This is a genomic window from Streptomyces marianii (assembly GCF_005795905.1).
GTDB lineage: Bacteria > Actinomycetota > Actinomycetes > Streptomycetales > Streptomycetaceae > Streptomyces > Streptomyces marianii.
On sequence record NZ_VAWE01000001.1, the window covers coordinates 1,460,749 to 1,481,240 of the forward strand.

Genomic DNA, 20,492 nt, shown 5'->3' on the forward strand with positions numbered 1-20,492 from the left:
CGCCGGGACGGCCGAGGCCGGAGCGTCTCCACGCCGGGGAGTGCGGCCGACGTACCGGCGCCGGAACGCCATGGTCGGAGCGTCCGTGGCCGGGGTGGCGGCGTGGTGGCGTCAGTCGGCGGTGGCGCGCAGGCTCCGAGGGCGCATGTCGGTCCAGTTGGCCTCGACGTACGCGAGGCACTCCTCGCGGGCCCGGTCGGTGAGGACGGCCGTCCAGCCGTCCGGGACGGCGGTGCCGGTGGGCCACAGCGAGTGCTGGCCCTCCTCGTTGACGAGGACGTCGTAGGAACGGTCGGTCTTCTCAAAGGGGTTGGACACGATGGACCTTTCTGAAGGAAGGGGGGAGCGAGGTGGGTCAGGGGGTTCGGGCAGCCGCTTCCAGCTCGGCAAGGATCAGCTCCTCGACACCCTCGGCGGTCTCGGCGACCGTCGGCTGGTCGAAGAGCGCCCTGGGGGTCAAGTCGGTCCCGAAGAGGTCGTTGATCCGCGACGCCGTGCGCAGGGCGAGCAGTGAATCGCCGCCGAGCTCGAAGAAGTTGTCGTGGACGCCGACCCGTTCGACACCCAGCAGCTCCTGCCATGCCTCGGCGATCAACTGCTCGGTGGACGTCGCCGGGGCCTCGTACCGTGTGCCGGTGGCGAGCCGCTGCTCCGGGGCGGGCAGCGCCTTCCGGTCGACCTTTCCGTTGGCGGTCAGGGGCAGTGCGTCCAGGGTGGTGAACGCCGCCGGGAGCATGTGCTCAGGCAGCGATGCCGCCAGGTGGGCGCGCAGCTCCGCAGCTCCGGGCAACAGTGTGGAGCCGGCCGGGACCAGGTGGCCGACCAGGACTGTGCGACCCGACCCGGGGTCGGTGTGGGGGACGACGGCTGCGTCGCCGACGGCCCGGTGGGCCACGAGCGCCGCCTCGATCTCGCCCGTCTCGACGCGGAAGCCGCGGATCTTGACCTGGCCGTCCGTGCGGCCGAGGAAATCCAGCGTGCCGTCCGGCCGCCAGGCCACCAGGTCCCCGGAGCGGTACATCCGCGCACCGGGGGCGCCCAACGGGTCGGCGACGAAGCGTTCCGCCGTCATCCCGGCCCGGCCGAGATAGCCGCGGGCCAACCCCTCGCCGGCGATGTACAGCTCGCCCGATACGCCGACGGGGGCTGGTTCGAGCGCCTCGGTCAGGACGTACACACGGGTGTTGGCGAGCGGGGAGCCCAGCGGCACGGAGCCGGTGCCCAGGGCGCCGCGCAGATCGTGCGTCGTGGTGAACGTGGTGGCCTCGGTGGGGCCGTACCCGTTGGTGAGCCGCAGGGCGGGGAGGGCGTCCAGGACTCGGGCACAGTGCTCCGGCGAGAGCCGATCGCCGCCCGCGACGAGCTGGCGCAGGTCCCGCAGGACATCGATGTCGTCGTCGACGATCTGGTGGAACAGGCCTGCGGTGAGCCAGAGATGGGTGACACCGTGCTCCTTGAGGAACCGGCCCAGCTCGGCCGTCGTGGGCAGCTGCGGCGGGTGCACGGCCAGCCGCGCTCCGCGCAACAGTGCAGCCCACAGTTCGAACGTCGACGCGTCGAAGGACAGTGAGGCGAACTGCGCCATCGTGTCCCCCCTGCCGATGTCGGTGTACACCGTCCCGTGGACCAGCCGGACGACGGCCCGGTGCGGAGTGAGCACGCCCTTGGGGTGGCCGGTCGAACCGGAGGTGTAGAGGACGTAGGCGAGCTGGTCCGGCGCCGGGGACGCCGGCGCCGTGTCTGCGGGCCTGGCGGAGATCGCCGTCGCGTCCCGGTCCAGGTCGACGATCCGGACCTCGCACGAGGGCAGACCGTCGCGCAGCTTCGCCTCGGTGACCAGCAGCTTCACCCCGGCGTTGCCCATCATGTACGCCAGCCGTTCGGCCGGGTGATCCGGGTCCAGCGGAACGTACGCGGCCCCCGCCTTGAGGACGGCGAGCAGCGCGACGACCGCGTGCGCTCCGCGCTCCAGGCATATGCCCACGAGGTCTTCCGGGCCGGTGCCGAGGGAAGTGAGGTGGTGGGCCAGCCGGTTGGCCCGCTCGTCCAGCTCCCGGTACGTCAGGTCCTCTCCCGCGTAGGTGAGGGCGACGTCGTCGGGTTGCTCGGCGGCCCGGGCCGCGAACAGCTCCGGAAGGGACGCCTCGGGCAGCTCGTGAGCGGTGTCGTTCCAGGTGCGCACGGTCAGCTCGGCCTCGGCCCCGCTGAGCATCGGCACTGCGGACACCCTCAGGTCTCCGTCGGCGGGGAGGGAGGTGAGCAGGGTCTCCAGGTGGCCGCAGAGCCGGGCGGCGGCCACCTCGTCGTACAGCTCCGCGTCGTACGCGAGGGTGTAGGCCAACTCGTCGCCCGCGTAGGCGACCAGGTTGAGGGGGTAGTTGGTGGCCTCGGTGCCGGCGAGGCCGCGGACACGCAACCCGTGGGCGGCGGCGGCCTCGTCGTCCATCGGGTAGTTCTCGAAGACGACCAGGCTGCGGAAGAGGTCGTCGCCGCGCTTGACGGCACTGCACGCCTGGATGCGCGGCAGCGGTACGTACTCGTAGTGGCGTGCCTCGACCTGGGCGCGCTGGATCTCCGCCAGCCATGCGGTCACCGGGGCCGTGTCGTCGACGCGGACCCGGACCGGGAGGGTGTTGATGAGCATGCCGATCATCGAGTCGGCGCCCGGGAGATCGGCCGGGCGGCCCGAGACGGTGGCGCCGAAGACCACGTCCCGCTCCCCCGCGTGCCGGGCCAGCAGCAGCGCCCAGGCGCCCTGAAGCACGGTGTTGACGGTGAGCCGGTGCCTGCGGGCGAAATCGAACAGTTCGCGGGATGCCTCCGGCGCAAGGCGCCGCACGATCCGCCCGGTGGTGCCGGTGCGGTGGCCGGACGCGCCGTGCCGGACCGTGGGCAGCGGCGTCGGCGCGTCGAACCCGTCGAGGGTCTCGCGCCAGTACGCCTCGGCCTCGTCCAGGTCCTGCCGCTCCAGCCAGTCCACGTAGGCCCGGAAGGGCCTGCGGGCGGGCAACGCGGGTTCCCGGCCGGCGGCGAGGTCCGCGTACGCGGTGTGGGTCTGGGCCAGAACGTCGAAGGCGGACCAGCCGTCGAGGAGGACATGGTGGAAGGCGCACACCAGCCGGACGGAGGTGTCCGTCAGCCGGATGAGGGTGAGCCGCATCAGCGGAGCGCTGGTCAGGTCGACGGGCCGTGCGCGGTCCTCGGCGAGGAAGCGGCGTACCGCCTCGTCCCGCTCACCGGCAGGCACGTCACGCCAGTCGAGGTGGGTGACGGGCATGTCGGCCCGGCGCCGGACCACCATCAGCGGACGCTCGACGTCCTGCCACTCCAGGGCGGCACGCAGCACGCCGACGTGGTCGGCGACCCGCTGCCAGGCACGGGCGAGGAGGGCGGGGTCGGTGACGCCGTCGAGCTCGAAGGTCATCTGCTCGGAGTAGGTGCCCGAGTCCGACAGGGTGTGGAAGAGCATGCCGCTCTGCATGGGCGTGAGCGGGTGGATGTCCTCGATGTCGCGTCCGGTTCCGGCGATCCGGTCCACGGCTGCCTGGTCGAGCCGGGCCAGCGGGAAGTCGGACGGTGTCACGCCGCCGCTCTCGGGGCGCAGGCAGTGCTCCACCACGCCGCGCAGGGCGGCGAGGAACGCGTCGGCGAGCTGCTGGACGGTGTCGGTGCGGTGGACGCCGGGGGCGTGGATCCAGTCGATGCGCAGTTCACCGTCGCCGACGTCGGCAACGATGTCGATGAGGTGCGGGCGGGGCTGCTCGGGGGCCTGGTCGGTGCCGAGCGGCGCAAGGCGGGCGCGCACCAGACCGCTGTCGCTGGTGATGCCGTCCCACTGGCCAAGGTAGTTGAAGCTGATCTCGGGGGGCGGAGCGGTGGCGAGGGCGGTGTGCGCGGGACTGCCCGGCTCCGACAGGTGGCGCAGGGCTCCGTGGCCGATGCCGCGGCCCGGGACGGCCCGCAGCTGCTCCTTCAGGGACTTCAGAGCCTGCCCCCAGTCGCCGTCGGGGACGTCCAGGGTGACGGGGTGGATGGTGGTGAACCAGCCGACGGTGCGGGACAGGTCGATGTCGTCGAAGAGTTCCTCGCGGCCGTGGCCTTCGAGGGCGATGGTGACGGGGGCGCCCGTCCAGTCGCGCAGAACGCGGCCGAGGGCGGTCAGCAGGACGTCGTTGATGTGGGTGCGATATGCGGCGGGTACGCGCTGCAGCAGGGCCTCGGTCTCGGCGCGGCTGAGGCGTACGGAGGCGCTGGCCGCGTCCCCGAAGGTGTTGGCTCTGATGTCGTGGCCGTCGCGGGGCAGCGGACGGACGGCGCCGGACGTCTCCTGCCAGTGGGGGATCTCGTCGTCGAGGGCGCCGGAGCGGACGTGTGCGGCCAGGCGCCGCGCCCACTGCTGACAGCTGCTCGACTTGACGCCGAGGTCGACGGTCCGCCCCTCTGCCAGTTGTGCGTACGCGGTGGCCAGGTCCTCCAGGACGACGCGCCAGGACACCCCGTCCATCACCAGGTGGTGCACCGTCAGGAACAGACGGGGCAGCCGGGACGGGCCGAGGCGGAAGAACACCCCCTTGGCCAGAACTCCGCTCATCAGGTCGAGCGAGCGCTGCGCCGCGAGGGCGGCATCGTGCAGGGCGGCGTCCCGCTCCTCGTCCGCGAGGGCGGAGAGGTCTCGCACGGTCAGCGGCTGCGCGGGGGCGCCGCCGCCGTACTCCTGGATCCACTCGGTGCCCTGGCGCGTGTAGCGCATACGCAGGGCGTCGTGGTGGGTGACCACCGCGTCGAGCGCCCTCTCCAGCAGCGCGGTGTCGGTCTCCGGGGCCAGTTCGACCTGTACCGACATGCCGTAGTGGTGGGGGTTGACGGTGTGTTCGGTGAAGAACCAGTCCTGGATGGGGGTGAGGGCGACCTCGCCCGCGGCATCGGCCGGTGCGGCGGCGGAGGGCCGCTCGGCAGTGTCCACGACTCCCGCGAGGGCGGCGATGCTCTGGTGGAGGAACAGCAGTTTCGAGGTGAGGTGGAGTCCGGCCCGGCGGGCACGGGAGACGACCTGGATGGACAGGATCGAGTCCCCGCCCAGGTCGAAGAAGTTGTCGTGGACACCGACCTTCTCCACCCCGAGGACGTCCGCCCAGACGGCGGCGAGGATCTCCTCCGTCCCGTCGCGCGGCGCGGTGTAATCCGAACCGGGCCCACCCGCCCGGACCTCGGGCTCGGGCAGGGCCCGCCGGTCCACCTTGCCGCTCGGAGTGAGCGGCAGCCCCTCCAGCGACACGAACAACGCGGGCACCATGTAGTCCGGCAGCGTGCCGGCGAGGTGGGAGCGGAGCTCACCGGTGGTGAGGTCGTGGTCGGTCACCAGGTAGCCGACCAGGCGCGCCCGGCCGGCCTCGTCGCGGTGGACGGCCACCACCGCGTCCCGCACGTCCGGGTGGCGGCCCAGGGCGGTCTCGATCTCGCCGAGCTCGATGCGGAAGCCGCGGACCTTGACCTGGTCGTCGGCGCGCCCCAGGTACTCGAGGCTGCCGTCGGCCCGCCAGCGGGCCACGTCACCCGAGCGGTACATGCGCTCGCCCGGCGCGCCGTACGGGTCGGCCGTGAAGCGCTCGGCAGTCAGGCCGGGCCGCCCGTGGTAGCCGCGGGCCAGGTGCGGGCCGGCGATGTACAGCTCGCCCGGCACGCCGACGGGCACGGGCTGGAGCGCCGCGTCGAGCAGCCGGATGCTGGTGTTGGGCAGCGGGGTGCCGATGGGGGGCACCGCCCCGCCGGTGAGCGGCGCGCTCATGGTGGCGACGACGGTGGACTCGGTGGGCCCGTAGGCGTTGATCATCCGCCGGCCGGCCGACCAGCGGGCCACCAGGTCGCCTGTGCTGGCCTCGCCGCCCACGACCAGGGTGCGCAGTCCGTCGAGGCCCTCGGGCGTCAGGGTGGCCACGGCGGAGGGAGCCAGCAGGGTGTGGGTGATGCGGCGTTCGCGCAGGAAGGTGTGGAGCGCCTCGCCGACGAGCGGCCCGTGCGGCGGCAGGACGAGCGTGGCGCCCGCCGGCAGGGCCATCAGGACTTCCATGACGGCGCCGTCGAACGAGGAGGAGGCGAACTGCAGGACTCGGCTGTCCTCCGTGACCTCCAGCCGCGCGATCTCGGCGGCGGCGAGGTTGCCGATCCCGCGGTGCGGGACGAGGACGCCCTTGGGGGTGCCGGTGGAGCCCGAGGTGTAGATGACGTACGCGAGGTCATCGGCACGCGGGGCCGGCTCGGGTGCGGCGGTGGGGAGCGCGGCGAGCTTCCCGGCGTCCCGGGCGAGGTCCACGACGTCCGCGCCGGTGTCCGGCAGGCGCCGTACGAGCTCGGTGCGGGTGACGACGATCCGGGCGCCGGAGTCCCGGAGCATGAAGGCCAGCCGGTCCGCCGGGTAGCCGGGGTCCAGGGGCAGGTAGGCGGCACCGGCCTTCATGATGCCGAGCAGGCCGACGATCGCCTCCACGCCGCGCTCGGCGAACAGGCCGACGAACGTGCCGGGTCCGGCGCCGAGGGACCGGAGGTGGTGGGCGAGCCGGTTGGCCCGCTCGTCCAGTTCGCGGTAGCTGAGGACGGTGTCCGTGTCCTCCACGGCGGGCGCGTCGGGACGGCGGCGCGCGCTCGCCTCGACCAGCTGCGGGAACGTCCCGGTGGGAACGTCGGTGCGAGCACCGTTCCACTCGCGTACGACCTGCTCGTACTCGCCCTCCGTCAGCATCGGCAGGGTGGCGAGTGCGCGGTCGGGCTCGGCCGCGGCGGCGGACAGCACGGTGGACAGGTGCCCCGCGAAGCGGGCGACGGTGGCCTCGTCGAACAGGGCGGTGCTGTAGCCCACCTGGGCGGTGAGCCCGTCGTCGGTCTCGAAGAACTCGACGGTCAGGTCGAACGGCGCGGCCTCGCGGTGCACCGGGTAGCCGGCGGCGCGGACGCCGGGCAGGCCGACGCGGTCGCTCGGCGCGTTCTGCAGGACGACCATGGCCTGGACGAGGGGGGTGCGACTGGTGTCGCGGGCGGCGCCGACTGCGTCGACCAGTCGTTCGAAGGGCACGTCCTCGTGGGCGAAGGCCTCCAGGACGGTCTCCTTGAGCTGCGCCAGCAGGTCCCCGTACGACATGTCGGGATCGACGTGGGAGCGCAGCACGACCGTGTTGACCAGGAAGCCGACGAGGTTCTCCAGGTCACCGTGGTTGCGACCGGAGGAGGCGGTGCCGACGGCGACGTCCGCCTGGCCCGACCAGCGGGCCAGGACCGCCTTCACCGCCGCGGTCAGTGCCATGAAGAGGGTGGCGCCCTGCCGTTGCGCGAGGTCTCTGAGGGCTGTGGTGGTGGCAGCGGGGACGGGGAAGGTGTACGTGGCGCCGGCGGAGGAGCGTATGGCAGGGCGGGGCCGGTCCGTGGGCAGTTCCAGCGGCGCGATGCCGTCGAGGCGCTCGCGCCACCAGTCCAGGTGCCGGTCGAGGAGGCCGCCGCCTTCGAGACGGCCGCGTTGCCAGGCGGCGAAGTCGGGATACTGCACGGGGGTGTCGCCGAGGCGGGACTCGCGGCCCTCGGTGTGCGCGGCGTACAGCTCGCCCAGCTCGCGGGTGACGATGCCCATGGACCAGCCGTCGGTGACGATGTGATGCATCCCCAGGACGCACACGTGCTCGTCGTCGGTGAGGCGGACGAGCAGGACGCGGACCAGGGGGCCGGTCGTCAGGTCGTACGGGCGGGTCGTCTCGGCGCGTACGAGATCCCGCAGCCGGTCTTCGCGCAGCGCGGGTGCGACGCCTGTGAGGTTCTCGGTGCGCCACTCGGGAGCGAGCCGCGGGTGGACCACCTGGACGCCGCGGCCGCCGACGACGCCGAAGGTCGTGCGCAGCGACTCGTGGCGGGCGGTCAGGTCGTGGACGGCGGCGCGCAACGCGTCGGCGTCGAGGGCGCCGGTGAGCCGCATGCCCGTGGCGGTGTGGTACTCGGCGCTGCCTGGGTCGAAGTCCTCCAGGAACCAGAGGCGCTGCTGGCCGTACGACATGGGCAGGGCGCCGTCGCGGGGGACGGAGGGGATGGAGGAGTCCTCGACGGACTCCTCGGGTGCGACGAACGCGGCGAGTTCGGCGATGGTCCGGGTGTCGAAGAGGACGCGGGGCGGCAGCCTGACGCCCAGCGCCGCGCGCATCCGGGAGACGGCTCGGACGGAGAGGATGGAGTTGCCGCCGAGGGCGAAGAAGTCGTCGTGGACGCCGATGCCGTCGATGCCGAGGACCTCGGACCAGACGCCGGCGAGGGTCTCCTCGACGGGGTTGCGGGGGGCGGCGCGGTCGGTGCCGCCGCTCTCCTGGACGGTGGCGGGGTCGGGCAGGGCCTTGCGGTCCACCTTTCCGTTCGGGGTGAGCGGCAGGGTGTCGAGCACGACGATCGTCGAGGGGATCATGTGCTCGGGCAGACCGTCGGCGAGGTGGGCGCGCAGGTCGTCGGGGGTGGGGCGGCGCTCGCCGGAGGGTGAGACGTAGGCCAGCAGGTTGGTGTTGTGGGTGACGACCACGGCCTGTGCGATGGCGGGGTGGAGCGCGAGGGCGCTCTCGATCTCGCCGAGTTCGATGCGGAAACCGCGGACCTTGACCTGGTCGTCGGCGCGCCCCAGGTACTCCATGGTGCCGTCGGCGTTCCAGCGGGCCACGTCGCCGGAGCGGTACATGCGCTCGCCGGGGGCGCCGTAGGGGTTGGCGACGAAGCGCTCGGCGGTGAGGCCGGGCCGTCCGTGGTAGCCGCGGGCCAGACCTGCGCCGGCGATGTACAGCTCCCCGCGTACACCGACGGGGACCGGGCGCAGGGCGTCGTCGAGGACATACACCCGGAAGTTGGCGATGGGGGTGCCGATCGGTGGGACGGTCGCACCGCTGAGCGGGCCGCTCATGGTGGCGCAGACGGTGGTCTCGGTCGGGCCGTAGGCGTTGATCATCCGGCGGCCGCGGGACCAGCGGGCGACCAGGTCGGCGGTGCTGGCCTCGCCGGCGACGACGAGCGTGGCACCGTCCGGCAGGCCGCGGCCCTCGGGGAGGACGGCCACGGTCGCCGGGGTGAGGGTGGCATGGGTGACACCGTGTTCGGCGGCGTAGGCGGCGAGGGGCTCGCCGGGTGCGAGGGTCTCCTTGGAGCCCATGACCAGGGCGGCGCCGGTCAACAGGCCCATGCACACCTCCCAGAACGCCGCGTCGAAACTGGCCGAGGCGAACTGGAGGACGCGGCTGTCGGGGGTGACGTCGAACGCGTCGGCCTGGACGGCGGCCAGGTTGCCGATGCCGGTGTGGGAGACGAGCACGCCCTTGGGGCGGCCGGTGGAGCCGGAGGTGTAGATGGCGTAGGCGAGGTCCCCGGGCTCGAGCGTCACCTCGGGGGCGGTGGCCGGGTGGGCGTCCAGCGCGGTCCGGTCGTCGGTGAGGTCCACCAGCACGGCGCCGGCTTCCGGCAGCCGGTCGCGCAGTTCGCGCTGGGTGACGACGATGTGGGCGCCGGAGTCCTGGAGCATGTACGCGAGCCGGTCGGCCGGGTAGGCGGGGTCGAGCGGCAGGTAGGCCGCGCCGGCCTTCATGATGCCGAGCAGGCCGGCGGCCATGGCGGCGCCGCGCTCGACGCAGAGGCCGACCAACCGATCACGGCCGGCGCCCCGTTCGATCAGGTGGTGGGCGATCCGGTTTGCCCGCTCGTCCAGTTCGCGGTAGGTGACGGGGCCGTGTTCGTCGATGACTGCGGTCGCTTCGGGGCGGGCGGCGACCTGGGCGGCGTACAGCTCGGGGAACGTACCGGTGGGGACCTCGCGCGCGGTGTCGTTCCAGGCGCGTACGACCTGCTCGAACTCGCCGTCGGTGAGCAGGGGCAGAGCGGGGAGCGGCAGGGACGGGTCGGCCGCAGCGCCGGTGAGCAGTACGGCGAGGTGTCCGGCGAGGCGGGCGGCGGTCGTCTCGTCGAAGAGGGCGGTGCTGTGGCGGACGCGTATACGCGACCCGGCGGCGGCGATCTCCACGGACAGGTCCAGCGGATCGAAGTCCTGTCGTCCGGACGGAAGTTCGTCGAGAACGGCGACCATGGCCTGGACGTAGGGGGTGATGCTGGTGTCGCGCTGGGGGGCGAGGGCGTCGACGAGTTCGGCGAAGGGGACGCCGTCGTGGGCGAGGGCGTCGCTCAGGCCGCGAGCCGTGTGGCGCAGCAGGGTGGCGAAGGGCGCCGTGACGTCGACGTCGGTACGCAGGACGACGGTGTGCCCGGTGCCCGGGGAGACGGTGCCGAGGGCGATGTCCTCCTGCCCGGAGTAGCGGGCGAGCAGGGCCGTGACGGCGGCCGCGAGGACCGCGGTGGGGGTGGTGTCGTGACCGTGCGCCAGCTCCGTCAGCGCCGCGGCGGCGGGGGCGGGGAGCTCGCAGTCGTGGGTGGCGATGCCGGTCGACCGGACGACCGGACGTGGCCGGTCGGCCGGCAGCTCCAGGGGCGGAACGCCGTCCAGTCGGCTCCGCCAGAACTCGGTCTGGGCGGGGAGTGCCCGGTTCACCGGCACGTCGGCGCGAGCCACGTTTGTACCTCCAGGGAATTCGGCTTCAGGGCGTGGGGTGCCAGGGCAGGGGCCCGGAAGCCGGTGGGGAATGTCGGAAAGGTGAGGCGAAGGGGCCCGCCGTCCGGGCCGGCCGGGGCGTGATGACCGGGGCGTGGCGGGTGGGTGCGGTTACGCGGTCGTCGCCCGCCGGGCGGAACGGCCGCCCAGCTGCATGAGGGTGACGTCGCCGGTGGCGGGGTCCGTGACGAACCGGCCGGTGTAGGAGCCGGCCCGGGTGTCGGTCCGCCGGGCGGTGAAGACCAGGTCGTCGTGGAGGGTCACGTCGGCGGCGAGCCCGGTGCTGTCCGTCAGCAGCAGGCCGCCGCCCCGGTGGGCGCGGACGACGAAGGAGGTGTCGCCGTTGCGGTAGTCACCGGTGAAACGGTCGAGGCCTGACGTCAGGGACGGTGCCGTGGGGATACCGGCGCGGTGGTCGCCGACGGGCACGCCCAGTTCGTGCAGCGAGTCGACGAGCTCCGCCCACATCTGGGTTCCGGTGGTGGCGTTGGTGGTCAGGGCGACTGCGGTGCCACTGTCCGGGTGGAACCTCAGGTGGGCGGTACCGCCGTCGACGGTGCCGTCGTGGCCGTACCAGTGCCCGTCAGCCGAGGCGTAGTGCGCCAGGCCCAGTCCCCAGCCGTCGGCCATGCCGAAGGCGTCGGCGGCGGACACCCGCGCTCCCATCTCGGCCCGCTGCTCCTCGGGCAGCAGGGTGCCGGATTCGGGGTGCGTGCCCAGGTGCAGCCCGGCGAGGGCGACCAGGTCGTCGGCGCTGCCGGCGAGTCCGCTCGCCGGCGCCCAGCTCAGCGGGAGGAAGAGGCCGACGGGGCGGGCAGTGCGCTGCCGTCCCGGCTGGACCGCGTGGCCGTCGGCCAGGGGGCGCTGCCCGGTCGGGGAGCCGTTCACGAACACCGGGTCGATGCCGAGTGGCCGGAGAAGCACATTCTCCATGACGGCCTGCCACTTCATGTCTGTGACGGCCTCGATGACCCGGCCCAGAATGTTGTAACCGGAATTCGAGTACGAGAAGCAGTGGCCCGGTTCGTGCAGGCTGCGGGTGGTCGCGACACTCGCCGTGTAACGGGCGAGAGAGGCCTCTTCGACATCGTCCAGTTCATGATCGGCGACCAGTCCGGCGGTGTGGCTGAGCAGGTTCCGCAGCGTGACGGAGGAAATCGCCTCGTCCACCGCGCCGTCCCACTCCGCCAGGTACTCACCGACCGGGTCGTCCCATTCGAGGTCTCCGTCGGAGACTAACTGAGCCACCAGGGTGGCCGTGAACGCCTTGGTCACCGAGCCGAATGCGAAAGCCGTCCCCGTGGTCACCGGGTCGGCCGTGCCGGCACGTGTCACACCGGTGGCCAGGGACAGGCTTCCCCCCGCATGACGGACCGTCAACTGTGCGCCGGGAACCGAGTGCTCGTGCGCGAGCTCGCATAGTCGGTCCGCCGCAAGGTGCGCTTCCACGTCTCCCCTCTCATCGAACTCCGCTGGTACGGCCAGCCGCACCATGGGGGGTGTGGGTAGCCGTACCACGCATTCTCGATCAGCTGTTCACCGAACGGCAAGAGCTTTCGACATAAGGAAAAAACGCAGGTCAGACCGTATGCGCCGACCAGGGCAAGGTGGCGCTCACCTTCGTCGGTCCACCGGGCGGGCTACTGACGTCCAACCGCCCACCGAGCGCGGCGGCCCGGTCCTCCAGCCCGCGCAGCCCCGTGCCGGCCGCCGGGGAGGCCCCACCGGTGCCGTCGTCCGTCACCGAGACGACCAGGTGGTTGTCGTGTTCTTCCAGGGTGATGTGAATGCGGGTCGCGGAGGCGTGCTTGACGGTGTTGGCCAGACACTCGGCGACGATGTAGTACGCGGTCGACTCCACGCTCACGTCCGGGCGCCGGTCGAGACCGCTGGTCACCGCCACGGGCACGTGGAAGCGCTCCGTCAACGCCGTCACGGCCGCGTCCAGACCACGGTCGCTCAGAATGGGCGGCTGGATTCCCCGCACCAGATCGCGTATCTCGTCGAGCGCCTTACCGATTTCCTCGTGGGTTTCCTCGATGAGCGTGCTCAGATACTCCACGTCATCGCTGCGGCGGTGTCTTGCACGCGAAAGATGCATGAGCAGCACTGCCAGCCGGGCCTGCGCCCCGTCGTGCAGATCCCTTTCGAGGCGGCGGTAGTCGGCGTCATTCACCCGCAACGCCGCGATGCGCTGGCGTTCCGCCGCCTCTTCCCTTCGCTGCGATTCCGCCTCGTCGATACGGCTCAGAATGCGGCGCACCATCCGGGCCCGCAGCTTGCCCATCCAGAACAACAGCCCCAGCAACGCCGAGAAGAGCACTACGGAAGCGACGGCGACCAACACGCGCGTGACCGGTCCGGCCACCACCAGCGTGTTGCCGGGGCCGAAGGCCAGTTGCTCGGGCGGCCCGATGGGCAGGGAGACGACGAACGCGACCACGGGGAAGGCGAGGGCGGCCAGCGGCAGCAGCCACACCGTGCCGAGCAGCAGCAGACCGAGGTACCCGATGTCGTCCCAGCTCGCCTCCGCGGAGCGGTGCTCGCGTTCGCGTTCCTGCACGGCGGTACGGTGCGGAGCGTCCCCCGGCCCCGGATCGCCGACGACGGAGTGGGCGAGCAGCCGCTCGAGATCGGCGACGGCCCGCAGCAGAGGCAGGCTGAACGACAGGCCGTCACGCAGGAACGCCATCCGGGCGGGCAGCTGCCGCAACACCTCGCGCAGCGGGTTGTCCGGCCGGGGCAGCGGCCGCCCCCTCGTTCCCGGCGCCCACTGCACCACGGCTGCCACGGCGCGTACGCCGAGCACCACCGTCATCGGCAGGCCGACGAGCAGGAGCCACGAAGCGGCGCGCAGCGCCAGCGAGACCACGAGCAGCGGGGCCAGCAACAGGCCCACCAGGCTGCCGACGGAGAGGTAGATGAGACCGGCCGCCACGCGGTAAGGAGTCGGAAATGTCACGGGACTACAGACCACCGTGCGTCACTCGGCTCAGCCCTGGAGCCTTTCCATTCCCCGCAGATAATCCAGTACCGCCAGCACCCGCCGATGGTTCTCCCCCGAGTTCGGAATCCTCAACTTTCCGAGTATCGAGGTTACATGTTTCTCCACGGCCCGTTCGGATATACCGAGGCGGTTGACGATACCGCTGTTCGTCAATCCGGTCGCCATGAGCTCCAGCACCTGGCGTTCGCGCGGGGTCAGCAACTCGGTGGCGCGTTTCTCACGCGGACTGCCGACGAACTGCTTGAAGATGTCGGAGTCGAGGACGGTTTCCCCGCGCCGGACCCGGTGCAGGGCGGAGAGGAACTCCTCGAAGTCGCCCACGCGCTGCTTGAGCAGATAGCCCGCCCCGGCCGGAGCGTCCCGAACCAGCTCCTGCGCGTACGTGGGCTCCACGTACTGGGAGAGGAGCAGGACTGCCGTGTCGGTGCCGAGTTTCTGGACCTCAAGAGCGGCACGAATGCCCTCGTCCGTGTGAGTGGGCGGCATACGGACATCCATAATCACCACGTGCGGCCGGGCGCTGAGCACCACTTGAACCACGTCGGTGGTGTCACCCAGCGAAGCGACGACCTCGATTCCTTCGTCCGCCAGCAGCCTCGCCATTCCCGCTCGCAAGAGCGCGGAATCCTCGGCGATCGCGACGCGCATGGAGACTCCTGCTCGCTAGGATCGTGCCAACCAACTGCCGGACAAGCCGCAGAATGGTGAAGGGAAAGTTGAGCGGTGTGGGGGCCATCAGCATAGGCGCGGCGGGATGGCTGACGCTACGCCGACCGTCATGTGTCCGGGGTGAGAAGGGTCGCTACTGGCGCGACGTCACCGTCGCCACGCTCACTTGCCGGAGCAAACGTCCGGTCGCCGAGAGGCTCACCACAACACCCACGAGCACACACGCCGCAGTGAGCATTCCGAGCATTCCCCAGGGCACGCTCAGCGGTGTCTCGCCACCGAACACGGTCAGCGCTCCCCGGTAGGCACGGGCGCCGACCGTCACCACCGCGGCCGCCATCAGCACCCCCAGCAGCGTGGTGGACAACGTCTCCCACAGCGCCATCCGGCGCACCTGTCCCGCGCTGACCCCGATCATCCGCATGCCCGCGATCTCCCGGCCGCGTCGGCTGTACGACATGACCAGGGTGCTCGCCACCGCGATCAGTGCGTACAGCGACGCGGGCACGGCCAGCACGGCCAGTACCAGCCGGTTGAGCCGGTCCTGGTCGGTCGCCGCCCGCCCGAACCAGTCCGCGGTCGGGGTGATCCGCACCCGGTCCGCACCCAGCCGTTCGGTCAGCTCCGCGGCCACCGCAGGGACCGAGCCCGCGGACTTCTCGTCGAGCAGCACGGCCGCGTGCTCCGGCTCCGGGGCGGGGGAGGCGGCCCGGGTGCCGGAGGGCAGCAGCAACGGGGGCACGGCGGACCCGCCGTCCAGCACCGCGGTCACCCGTGCCTTGACCGGGTCGCCGCCGAACAGGCCGTACGTGAGCGTGGAGCCCGCGCGGTGCCCGTACCAGTCGGCGAACTCCCGGGAAACCGCCACCGCTCCGGGCCCGAGCGGGCCGAGGGTCCCGTCCACCACGGTGATCCGGTGCGTACGGGCCAGCGCCACCGGGTCGACGACCGCGGCCTGCTCCTTCCACGCCGAGTGCGGTCCCGCGACCGCGACCTCCACCGGGGCGGTCGCCGAGACCGCCGCCACCCGCGGGTCGGCCCGCAACTCCGCGACGGCCTCCCGACTCAACGTGGCGCCCGCGGCAGGCTCGACGACCAACTGCCCGGCGGTACGCGCCCGGTCGTCCGCCTCGGTCGCCGCACCCGTGGTGGAGAGCACCGTGGTGAAGACACCGACAATCGCGAGGATGGCCAGCACCGGCCCGACCAGGGACGCCGTGCGCCGTCGCGAAGTGCTCACCGACTCCGCGGCGAGCCGCCCGGCCACCGGGTCCGCCCAGCGCAGCGGCAGCGTCATCAGCCGCAGCAGCGGCGGCAGGTACAGCGGCCCGAACAGGGTGGCCGCAACGGCCAGCGCCATCGTGCCGAACAGCGCCAGCGGAGTGGCCGCCTCCGTACCGGCGCCGGGTGCGAGCGCCACCATCACCGCTCCGGCGACGCATGTCAGCACCCCCATCACGGCACGCCCCGCGGTGATCGTCCGCGCGTCCAGGTCCGCCTCGCGCAGCGCCTCCGTGGGCCGCACCCGGGCCGCCCGCTTCGAGGCGGCCAGCATGCCCGACACGGCGATGACCAGGCCACTGCCCGCGGCGAACACCAGCGGCCACAGCAGCGGTCCCGGTCGCAAATCGACCGGCGACAGACCGGTCCCGTTCAGCGACTCCAGAGCGACCGGAGCCGCCGCCGCCGCGACGACGCAGCCGGCCAGTGCGGCGGGCACCGCCACCGCCAGCGACTCGCCCAGCACCATCCGACGCACCTGCGGCCCGCCCGCGCCGACCAGACGCAGCAGCCCCATGTCGCGGCGGCGCAGCGCGATACCGAAGGCGAAGGTCCCGGCGATCACGAAGACCGTGACGAACGCCGACACCACCCCGGCCATCGCCAGCACGCTCTGCACGCCGCCCATGTCCAGGTCACCGCTGGAGAGGGTGCGTTCCGCGCCCGTGCCGTCGGTGAGGGTCACCGACAGGTTCCGGTTCGCGGCGCCCGGGGACACGGGCACCGCCCAGGTGGCGGCGAGCGCCGAAGCGGACACCCCGATCAGCGCCACACCGAGCGACAGCGCCACGAACGTACCGGCGAACAGGGCCCAGTAATGGCGCACCGACCGCACCGAGAGGCGCCACATCACCCCTCCCACAGACTCAGCTGGTGGGCGACCGCGTCGGCCGTCGGGTGGTCGAGCCGCCCGACGACCTTGCCGTCCGACAGGAACACCACGCGGTCCGCGCACGCGGCGGCGGCCGGGTCGTGGGTGACCATCACCACCGTGCGGCCCACCCGGTCGACCGTGTCGCGCAGCAGGTCCATGATCTGCCGGCCGCTGCGCCGGTCCAGGGAACCGGTCGGCTCGTCGGCGAAGACGATCGCCGGCTCGGCCACCAAGGTCCGCGCGATCGCGACCCGCTGCTGCTGGCCGCCGGAGAGTTGCGCGGGCCGCCGGTTCGCCTCGTGCTCCAGCCCCACCCGGCGCAGCGCCTCCATGACCCGGTCCCGCTTGACCCGCCCGCCCCGCAGACGCAGTGGCAGTGCCACGTTCTCGTACGCGGTCAGCATCGGCAGCAGGTTGAACTGCTGGAAGACGAACCCGATGCGGCTGCGGCGCACCGTGGTCAGCTCCCGCTCGTCACACGCCGCGAGGTCGGTGTCGCCCAGGATCACCTTGCCGCTGTCGGGTTTGTCCAGTCCGGCAGCGCAGTTCAGCAGGGTGGTCTTGCCGGAGCCGGAGGGGCCCATCACCGCGGTCAGCGCCCGCTGCGGAAAACCCAGGCTGACCTCGCGGAGCACGGGGACGGGGCCCGCGGCGCACGGGTAGCTCTTGGAGACGGCGGCCAGTTGGACGGCGGGGAGCCGAATGTCGGTGAGCAGTGACATGTTCCCAGTCCACCAGAACGGGCCGTCCTCGTCAGTGGGCCTGTGAGGAGTCCTGAAGGGAGGGTTTTCCCTACCATCGTCCGGGCCCGCCGAACGGTTAGAGTTCCTGGTGGACCAGCCAGCGCCACGGCCTTCCGGAGGGACACGCACCATGACCGTCGCCGTCTGGGAGGCCATGCGGCGACGCCCGTTGCGCTTCGCGCTGTCCGCCTGGCCGCTGCGCTCCTGGGCGTTCCTGCTGAGCGGCACCGTCCTGGGCTTCGTGGTGCTGTTGCTCTTCGCCGCCCTGCTCCTCGTCGGCGTCGGCCTTTCGGTGGTGGGCATCGGCCTCGTCATCCTCATGGCGAGTGCCGTGTTCGGTGTTCCGGTCGCCGCCCTGGAGCGCCGCCGGCTACGGCTCGTCGAACCGGACCACCTCCTCGACCCGCACGGCTCCCTGCCCGGGACGGGTGCCCTGCCGTGGCTGCGCACCCGGCTGCGGGAGCGGGCGACCTGGCGGGAACTGGCGTACACGCTGATCCTGGGGGTCGTCTTCACGGCCACGGGAATCGGCTTCATCGCCCTGCTGGGGCTGTCGGTGATCCTGGCCGCGACGCCCGTCATCGTGTGGGCGATCGCTCCCGACACGGTGATGCTGGTGCCCGGGCAGCCGATCTCCGACCCGGTCGCGGCCCTGCCGGGCAGCGCCACGGGGCTGTTCGGGCTGCTGGTCTCGGCGTACGCGGGCGGGCTGCTGGCGGGTGCGCAGGTGCGGATCGCGCAGTTCCTGCTGTCGGCCCGTGACGAGGACCTCAGCAGCCGGGTCATCGAACTCACCCGGTCCCGGGCCCGGTTGGTCGACGCCTTCGAGGCGGAGCGGCGCCGAATCGAGCGCGATCTGCACGACGGCGCCCAACAGCAGCTGGTGGCGCTCACCATGACGCTGGGTCTGGCCGAACTCGAGCTGCGCGGCCAGGACTCAACGGCCGCCCCGCTGATCGCCCGGGCCCGCACCGAGGCCCGCCAGGCGCTGGGTCAACTGCGCTCCCTGGTGCGCGGCATCCACCCCCAGGTCCTCACCGACCACGGGCTGCCCGCGGCGGTCGCCGAACTCGCCCTGCGCAACCCGATCCCGGTGACCGTCGACATCGATCTCCCGGACCGGCTGCCGTCGGCGGTCGAGGCGACGGCGTACTTCACCGTCACCGAGGCGCTGACGAACGCCTCCAAGCACAGCGGCGCCGACGAGGTGGCCGTCGTCGGCGGGCTCACGGACGACAAGCTCGTCCTGCTCATCACCGACAACGGGCACGGCGGAGCCGATCCTGCCGCCGGTGCCGGTCTGCAAGGATTGGCGGACCGCGTGGCCATTCTGAAAGGCAGGCTCATCGTGACCAGTCCCGTCGGCGGACCGACACAGCTGCGCGTGGAGGTGCCGTGCTCCGCGTAGTGCTCGCCGAGGACGCCGTCCTGTTGCGCGCCGGTCTGGTGGAGCTGCTGTCCCGCACGGGCCACGAAGTGACCGCCGCCGTCGGCGATGCCGAGGAGTTGGCGCGCGCCGTGGACGCCGACCGGCCGGACGTGGTCATCACCGACGTCCGGATGCCGCCCGGCTTCCGCGACGAGGGACTGAAGGCGGCGCTGGAACTGCGCGGCCGGTACCCGGGCCTGCCGGTGCTGGTGCTGTCGCAGTACGTCGCCACGGCGTACGCGACCCAGCTCCTCAGCGGCGGTTCGTCGGCCGAGGGAGGGCTCGGGTACCTGTTGAAGGACCGGGTCGGCGAGGTCGCGGACTTCCTCGACGCGCTGGACCGGGTCGCCTGCGGGCAGACCGTCATCGACCCGGAGGTGGTCCGGGTACTGCTCCAGCAGCGGACGGCGGACGAGCCGCTGCAGCGGCTCACGCCCCGGGAGCGGGAGGTGCTCGCCCTGATGGCGGAGGGGCTCAACAACCAGGCCGTCGCGCAACGGCTGACCATCACGGAGGCATCGGTGGTGAAGCACTCGAGCAACATCTTCATGAAGCTGGAGCTCGACCCGGCCGAGGGCAACCGCCGTGTCCTCGCGGTCCTGGCCCACCTCCGCCGCGAGACCCCACCGTCCTGACACCGCGGGCGGCTTCGCGGAGCCGCCGGCCGCCGGCGCTCCTCGCCCGTACCGTCGGCCGCCGTACGTCGGGGTGCCCGTCAGCCTCCCCGCTTCGGGGTGACGGGCCGCCGGTCCGCGTCCGGGGTGAGCAGCCGGGTCAGCCGTTCCGCCGACGCGTCCCAGGACCACTGCTCCGCCACCCATGCGCGGCCCGCCCCGCCCATCGCCGCGGCCCGCTCCGGGTCGCGCAGGAGTGCCGCCACGGCATGCGCCACGCCCCGCACGTCCGTGCCGTCGACCACCGTGCCCGTCACACCGTCGACGACCGTGTCCGGTGCACCGCCCGAGTCGCCGACGACGACGGGGAGGCCGCTGGCGGCCGCCTCCAGGAACACGATGCCCAGCCCCTCCGCCTCCAGCCCCGCCTTCCGCGTACGGCACGGCATGGCGAACACGTCGGCCGCCGCGTAGTAGGGCGCCGTCGAGGCGTGGTCGAGGCTGCCCGCGAACACCACGTGCCCGTCGGCGTACTTGCTCGCGAACGCGCGCAGCCGCGCCTCGTCCGGGCCGCCGCCCACGATCACCAGCACCGCGTCCGGCACGGTCCGCCGGATGGCCGGGAGCGCCCGGATCAGTGTGTCCTGTCCCTTGCGGGTGACCAGCCGCGAAACGCACAGGACGACCTTGCGGCCCACGATGCCGTGCCGTTCACGGATCTGCCCGGCCTGGTCGGGCTTGGGCCGGAAAGCCGCCGCGTCCACGCCCGGCACCAGCCGCACCAGCTCGGCGCGGGGCCCCAGCGCCGAGGCGATGCGGCGCCGGGTGTACTCGCCCAGGTACGTGACGACGTCGACGTGGTCACCGATGCGCCGCATCACCTGACGGGCGCCCGGGGTGCGGGCCCACCAGATCTCGTGACCGTGCGTGGTGGCGACCATGCGCCGTATCCCGCCGCGCCGCAGCGCCGGCGCCATGGCGGCGAGCGGCGCGGCGGCTCCGAACCAGGCCCGGTCGCAGCCGTACCTCCGGGCTATCGCGAGGGCGCGGCGGGTGACGCGGGGCGTGGGCAGCAGCATGCGGCTGGGGTCCCGGATCACCGGGAAGGGCAGCGTGGCGTCGTACGCGGCGGCGCCCGGCTCGCTCGACGTGTAGACGACCAGGTCGTCGCCGGGAACGCGGGTCGCCATGGCGTGGACGAACGTCTCGATGCCGCCCTGGCGGGGCGGGAAGTCGTTGGTGACGATCAGGGTGGTGCTCATGTGTGATCGC

Annotated in this window: 10 protein-coding genes; 2 read left to right on the forward strand and 8 right to left on the reverse strand. The window is 72.4% G+C overall.

What is annotated here, in order from left to right; translation table 11 throughout:
• Positions 1 to 111: 111 nt before the first annotated feature.
• The 7 genes from FEF34_RS06555 to FEF34_RS06585 form a co-directional block, all read right to left on the reverse strand.
• The gene (locus FEF34_RS06555) at positions 112 to 318 is read right to left on the reverse strand and encodes an MbtH family protein (protein WP_138052278.1); all 207 of its coding nucleotides are present in this window, start codon (positions 316 to 318) and stop codon (positions 112 to 114) included.
• A 37-nt stretch (positions 319 to 355) separates the two neighbouring features.
• Positions 356 to 10,564 (reverse strand): non-ribosomal peptide synthetase, encoded by a 10,209-nt coding sequence (locus FEF34_RS06560; RefSeq protein WP_138052279.1) that lies wholly within the window; start codon positions 10,562 to 10,564, stop codon positions 356 to 358.
• A 150-nt stretch (positions 10,565 to 10,714) separates the two neighbouring features.
• Positions 10,715 to 12,052 carry a serine hydrolase domain-containing protein gene (locus tag FEF34_RS06565; protein WP_138052280.1) on the reverse strand — a complete coding sequence of 446 codons (1,338 nt, stop codon included), beginning with the start codon at positions 12,050 to 12,052 and terminating at the stop codon, positions 10,715 to 10,717.
• A 130-nt stretch (positions 12,053 to 12,182) separates the two neighbouring features.
• On the reverse strand, positions 12,183 to 13,565 hold the full coding sequence (locus tag FEF34_RS06570; protein WP_138052281.1) for a sensor histidine kinase: 1,383 nt from the start codon (positions 13,563 to 13,565) through the stop codon (positions 12,183 to 12,185).
• Positions 13,566 to 13,595: 30 nt separating this feature from the next.
• Positions 13,596 to 14,258: a response regulator transcription factor gene (locus tag FEF34_RS06575; RefSeq protein ID WP_138052282.1), complete on the reverse strand. Its 663-nt coding sequence runs from the start codon at positions 14,256 to 14,258 to the stop codon at positions 13,596 to 13,598.
• A 154-nt stretch (positions 14,259 to 14,412) separates the two neighbouring features.
• Positions 14,413 to 16,410, reverse strand: a complete 1,998-nt coding sequence (locus FEF34_RS06580; RefSeq protein ID WP_138052283.1) for an FtsX-like permease family protein — start codon at positions 16,408 to 16,410, stop codon at positions 14,413 to 14,415.
• Positions 16,410 to 17,156 carry an ABC transporter ATP-binding protein gene (locus FEF34_RS06585; protein ID WP_138052284.1) on the reverse strand — a complete coding sequence of 249 codons (747 nt, stop codon included), beginning with the start codon at positions 17,154 to 17,156 and terminating at the stop codon, positions 16,410 to 16,412. The genes FEF34_RS06580 and FEF34_RS06585 overlap by 1 nt, the downstream gene beginning before the upstream one ends.
• Positions 17,157 to 17,307: 151 nt before the next feature.
• Between FEF34_RS06585 and FEF34_RS06590 the strand changes: the two genes are divergently transcribed.
• Positions 17,308 to 18,585 carry a sensor histidine kinase gene (locus tag FEF34_RS06590; protein ID WP_138052285.1) on the forward strand — a complete coding sequence of 426 codons (1,278 nt, stop codon included), beginning with the start codon at positions 17,308 to 17,310 and terminating at the stop codon, positions 18,583 to 18,585.
• A complete protein-coding gene (locus FEF34_RS06595; protein WP_138052286.1) occupies positions 18,573 to 19,241 on the forward strand; it encodes a response regulator in 669 nt (222 codons plus the stop codon). The genes FEF34_RS06590 and FEF34_RS06595 overlap by 13 nt, the downstream gene beginning before the upstream one ends.
• An 80-nt stretch (positions 19,242 to 19,321) precedes the next feature.
• Here the strand turns inward: FEF34_RS06595 and FEF34_RS06600 are convergent, their stop codons facing one another.
• Complete coding sequence (locus tag FEF34_RS06600; protein ID WP_138052287.1) at positions 19,322 to 20,482, reverse strand: glycosyltransferase family 4 protein; 1,161 nt, start codon at positions 20,480 to 20,482, stop codon at positions 19,322 to 19,324.
• Positions 20,483 to 20,492 lie beyond the last annotated feature (10 nt).

Coding starts and splice junctions, on each gene's coding strand:
- FEF34_RS06575 (WP_138052282.1), bottom strand. CDS start 14,258: ATGCGCGTCGCGATCGCCGAGGATTCCGCGCTCTTGCGAGCGGGAATG.
- FEF34_RS06580 (WP_138052283.1), bottom strand. CDS start 16,410: ATGTGGCGCCTCTCGGTGCGGTCGGTGCGCCATTACTGGGCCCTGTTC.
- FEF34_RS06585 (WP_138052284.1), bottom strand. CDS start 17,156: ATGTCACTGCTCACCGACATTCGGCTCCCCGCCGTCCAACTGGCCGCC.
- FEF34_RS06590 (WP_138052285.1), top strand. CDS start 17,308: ATGACCGTCGCCGTCTGGGAGGCCATGCGGCGACGCCCGTTGCGCTTC.
- FEF34_RS06600 (WP_138052287.1), bottom strand. CDS start 20,482: ATGAGCACCACCCTGATCGTCACCAACGACTTCCCGCCCCGCCAGGGC.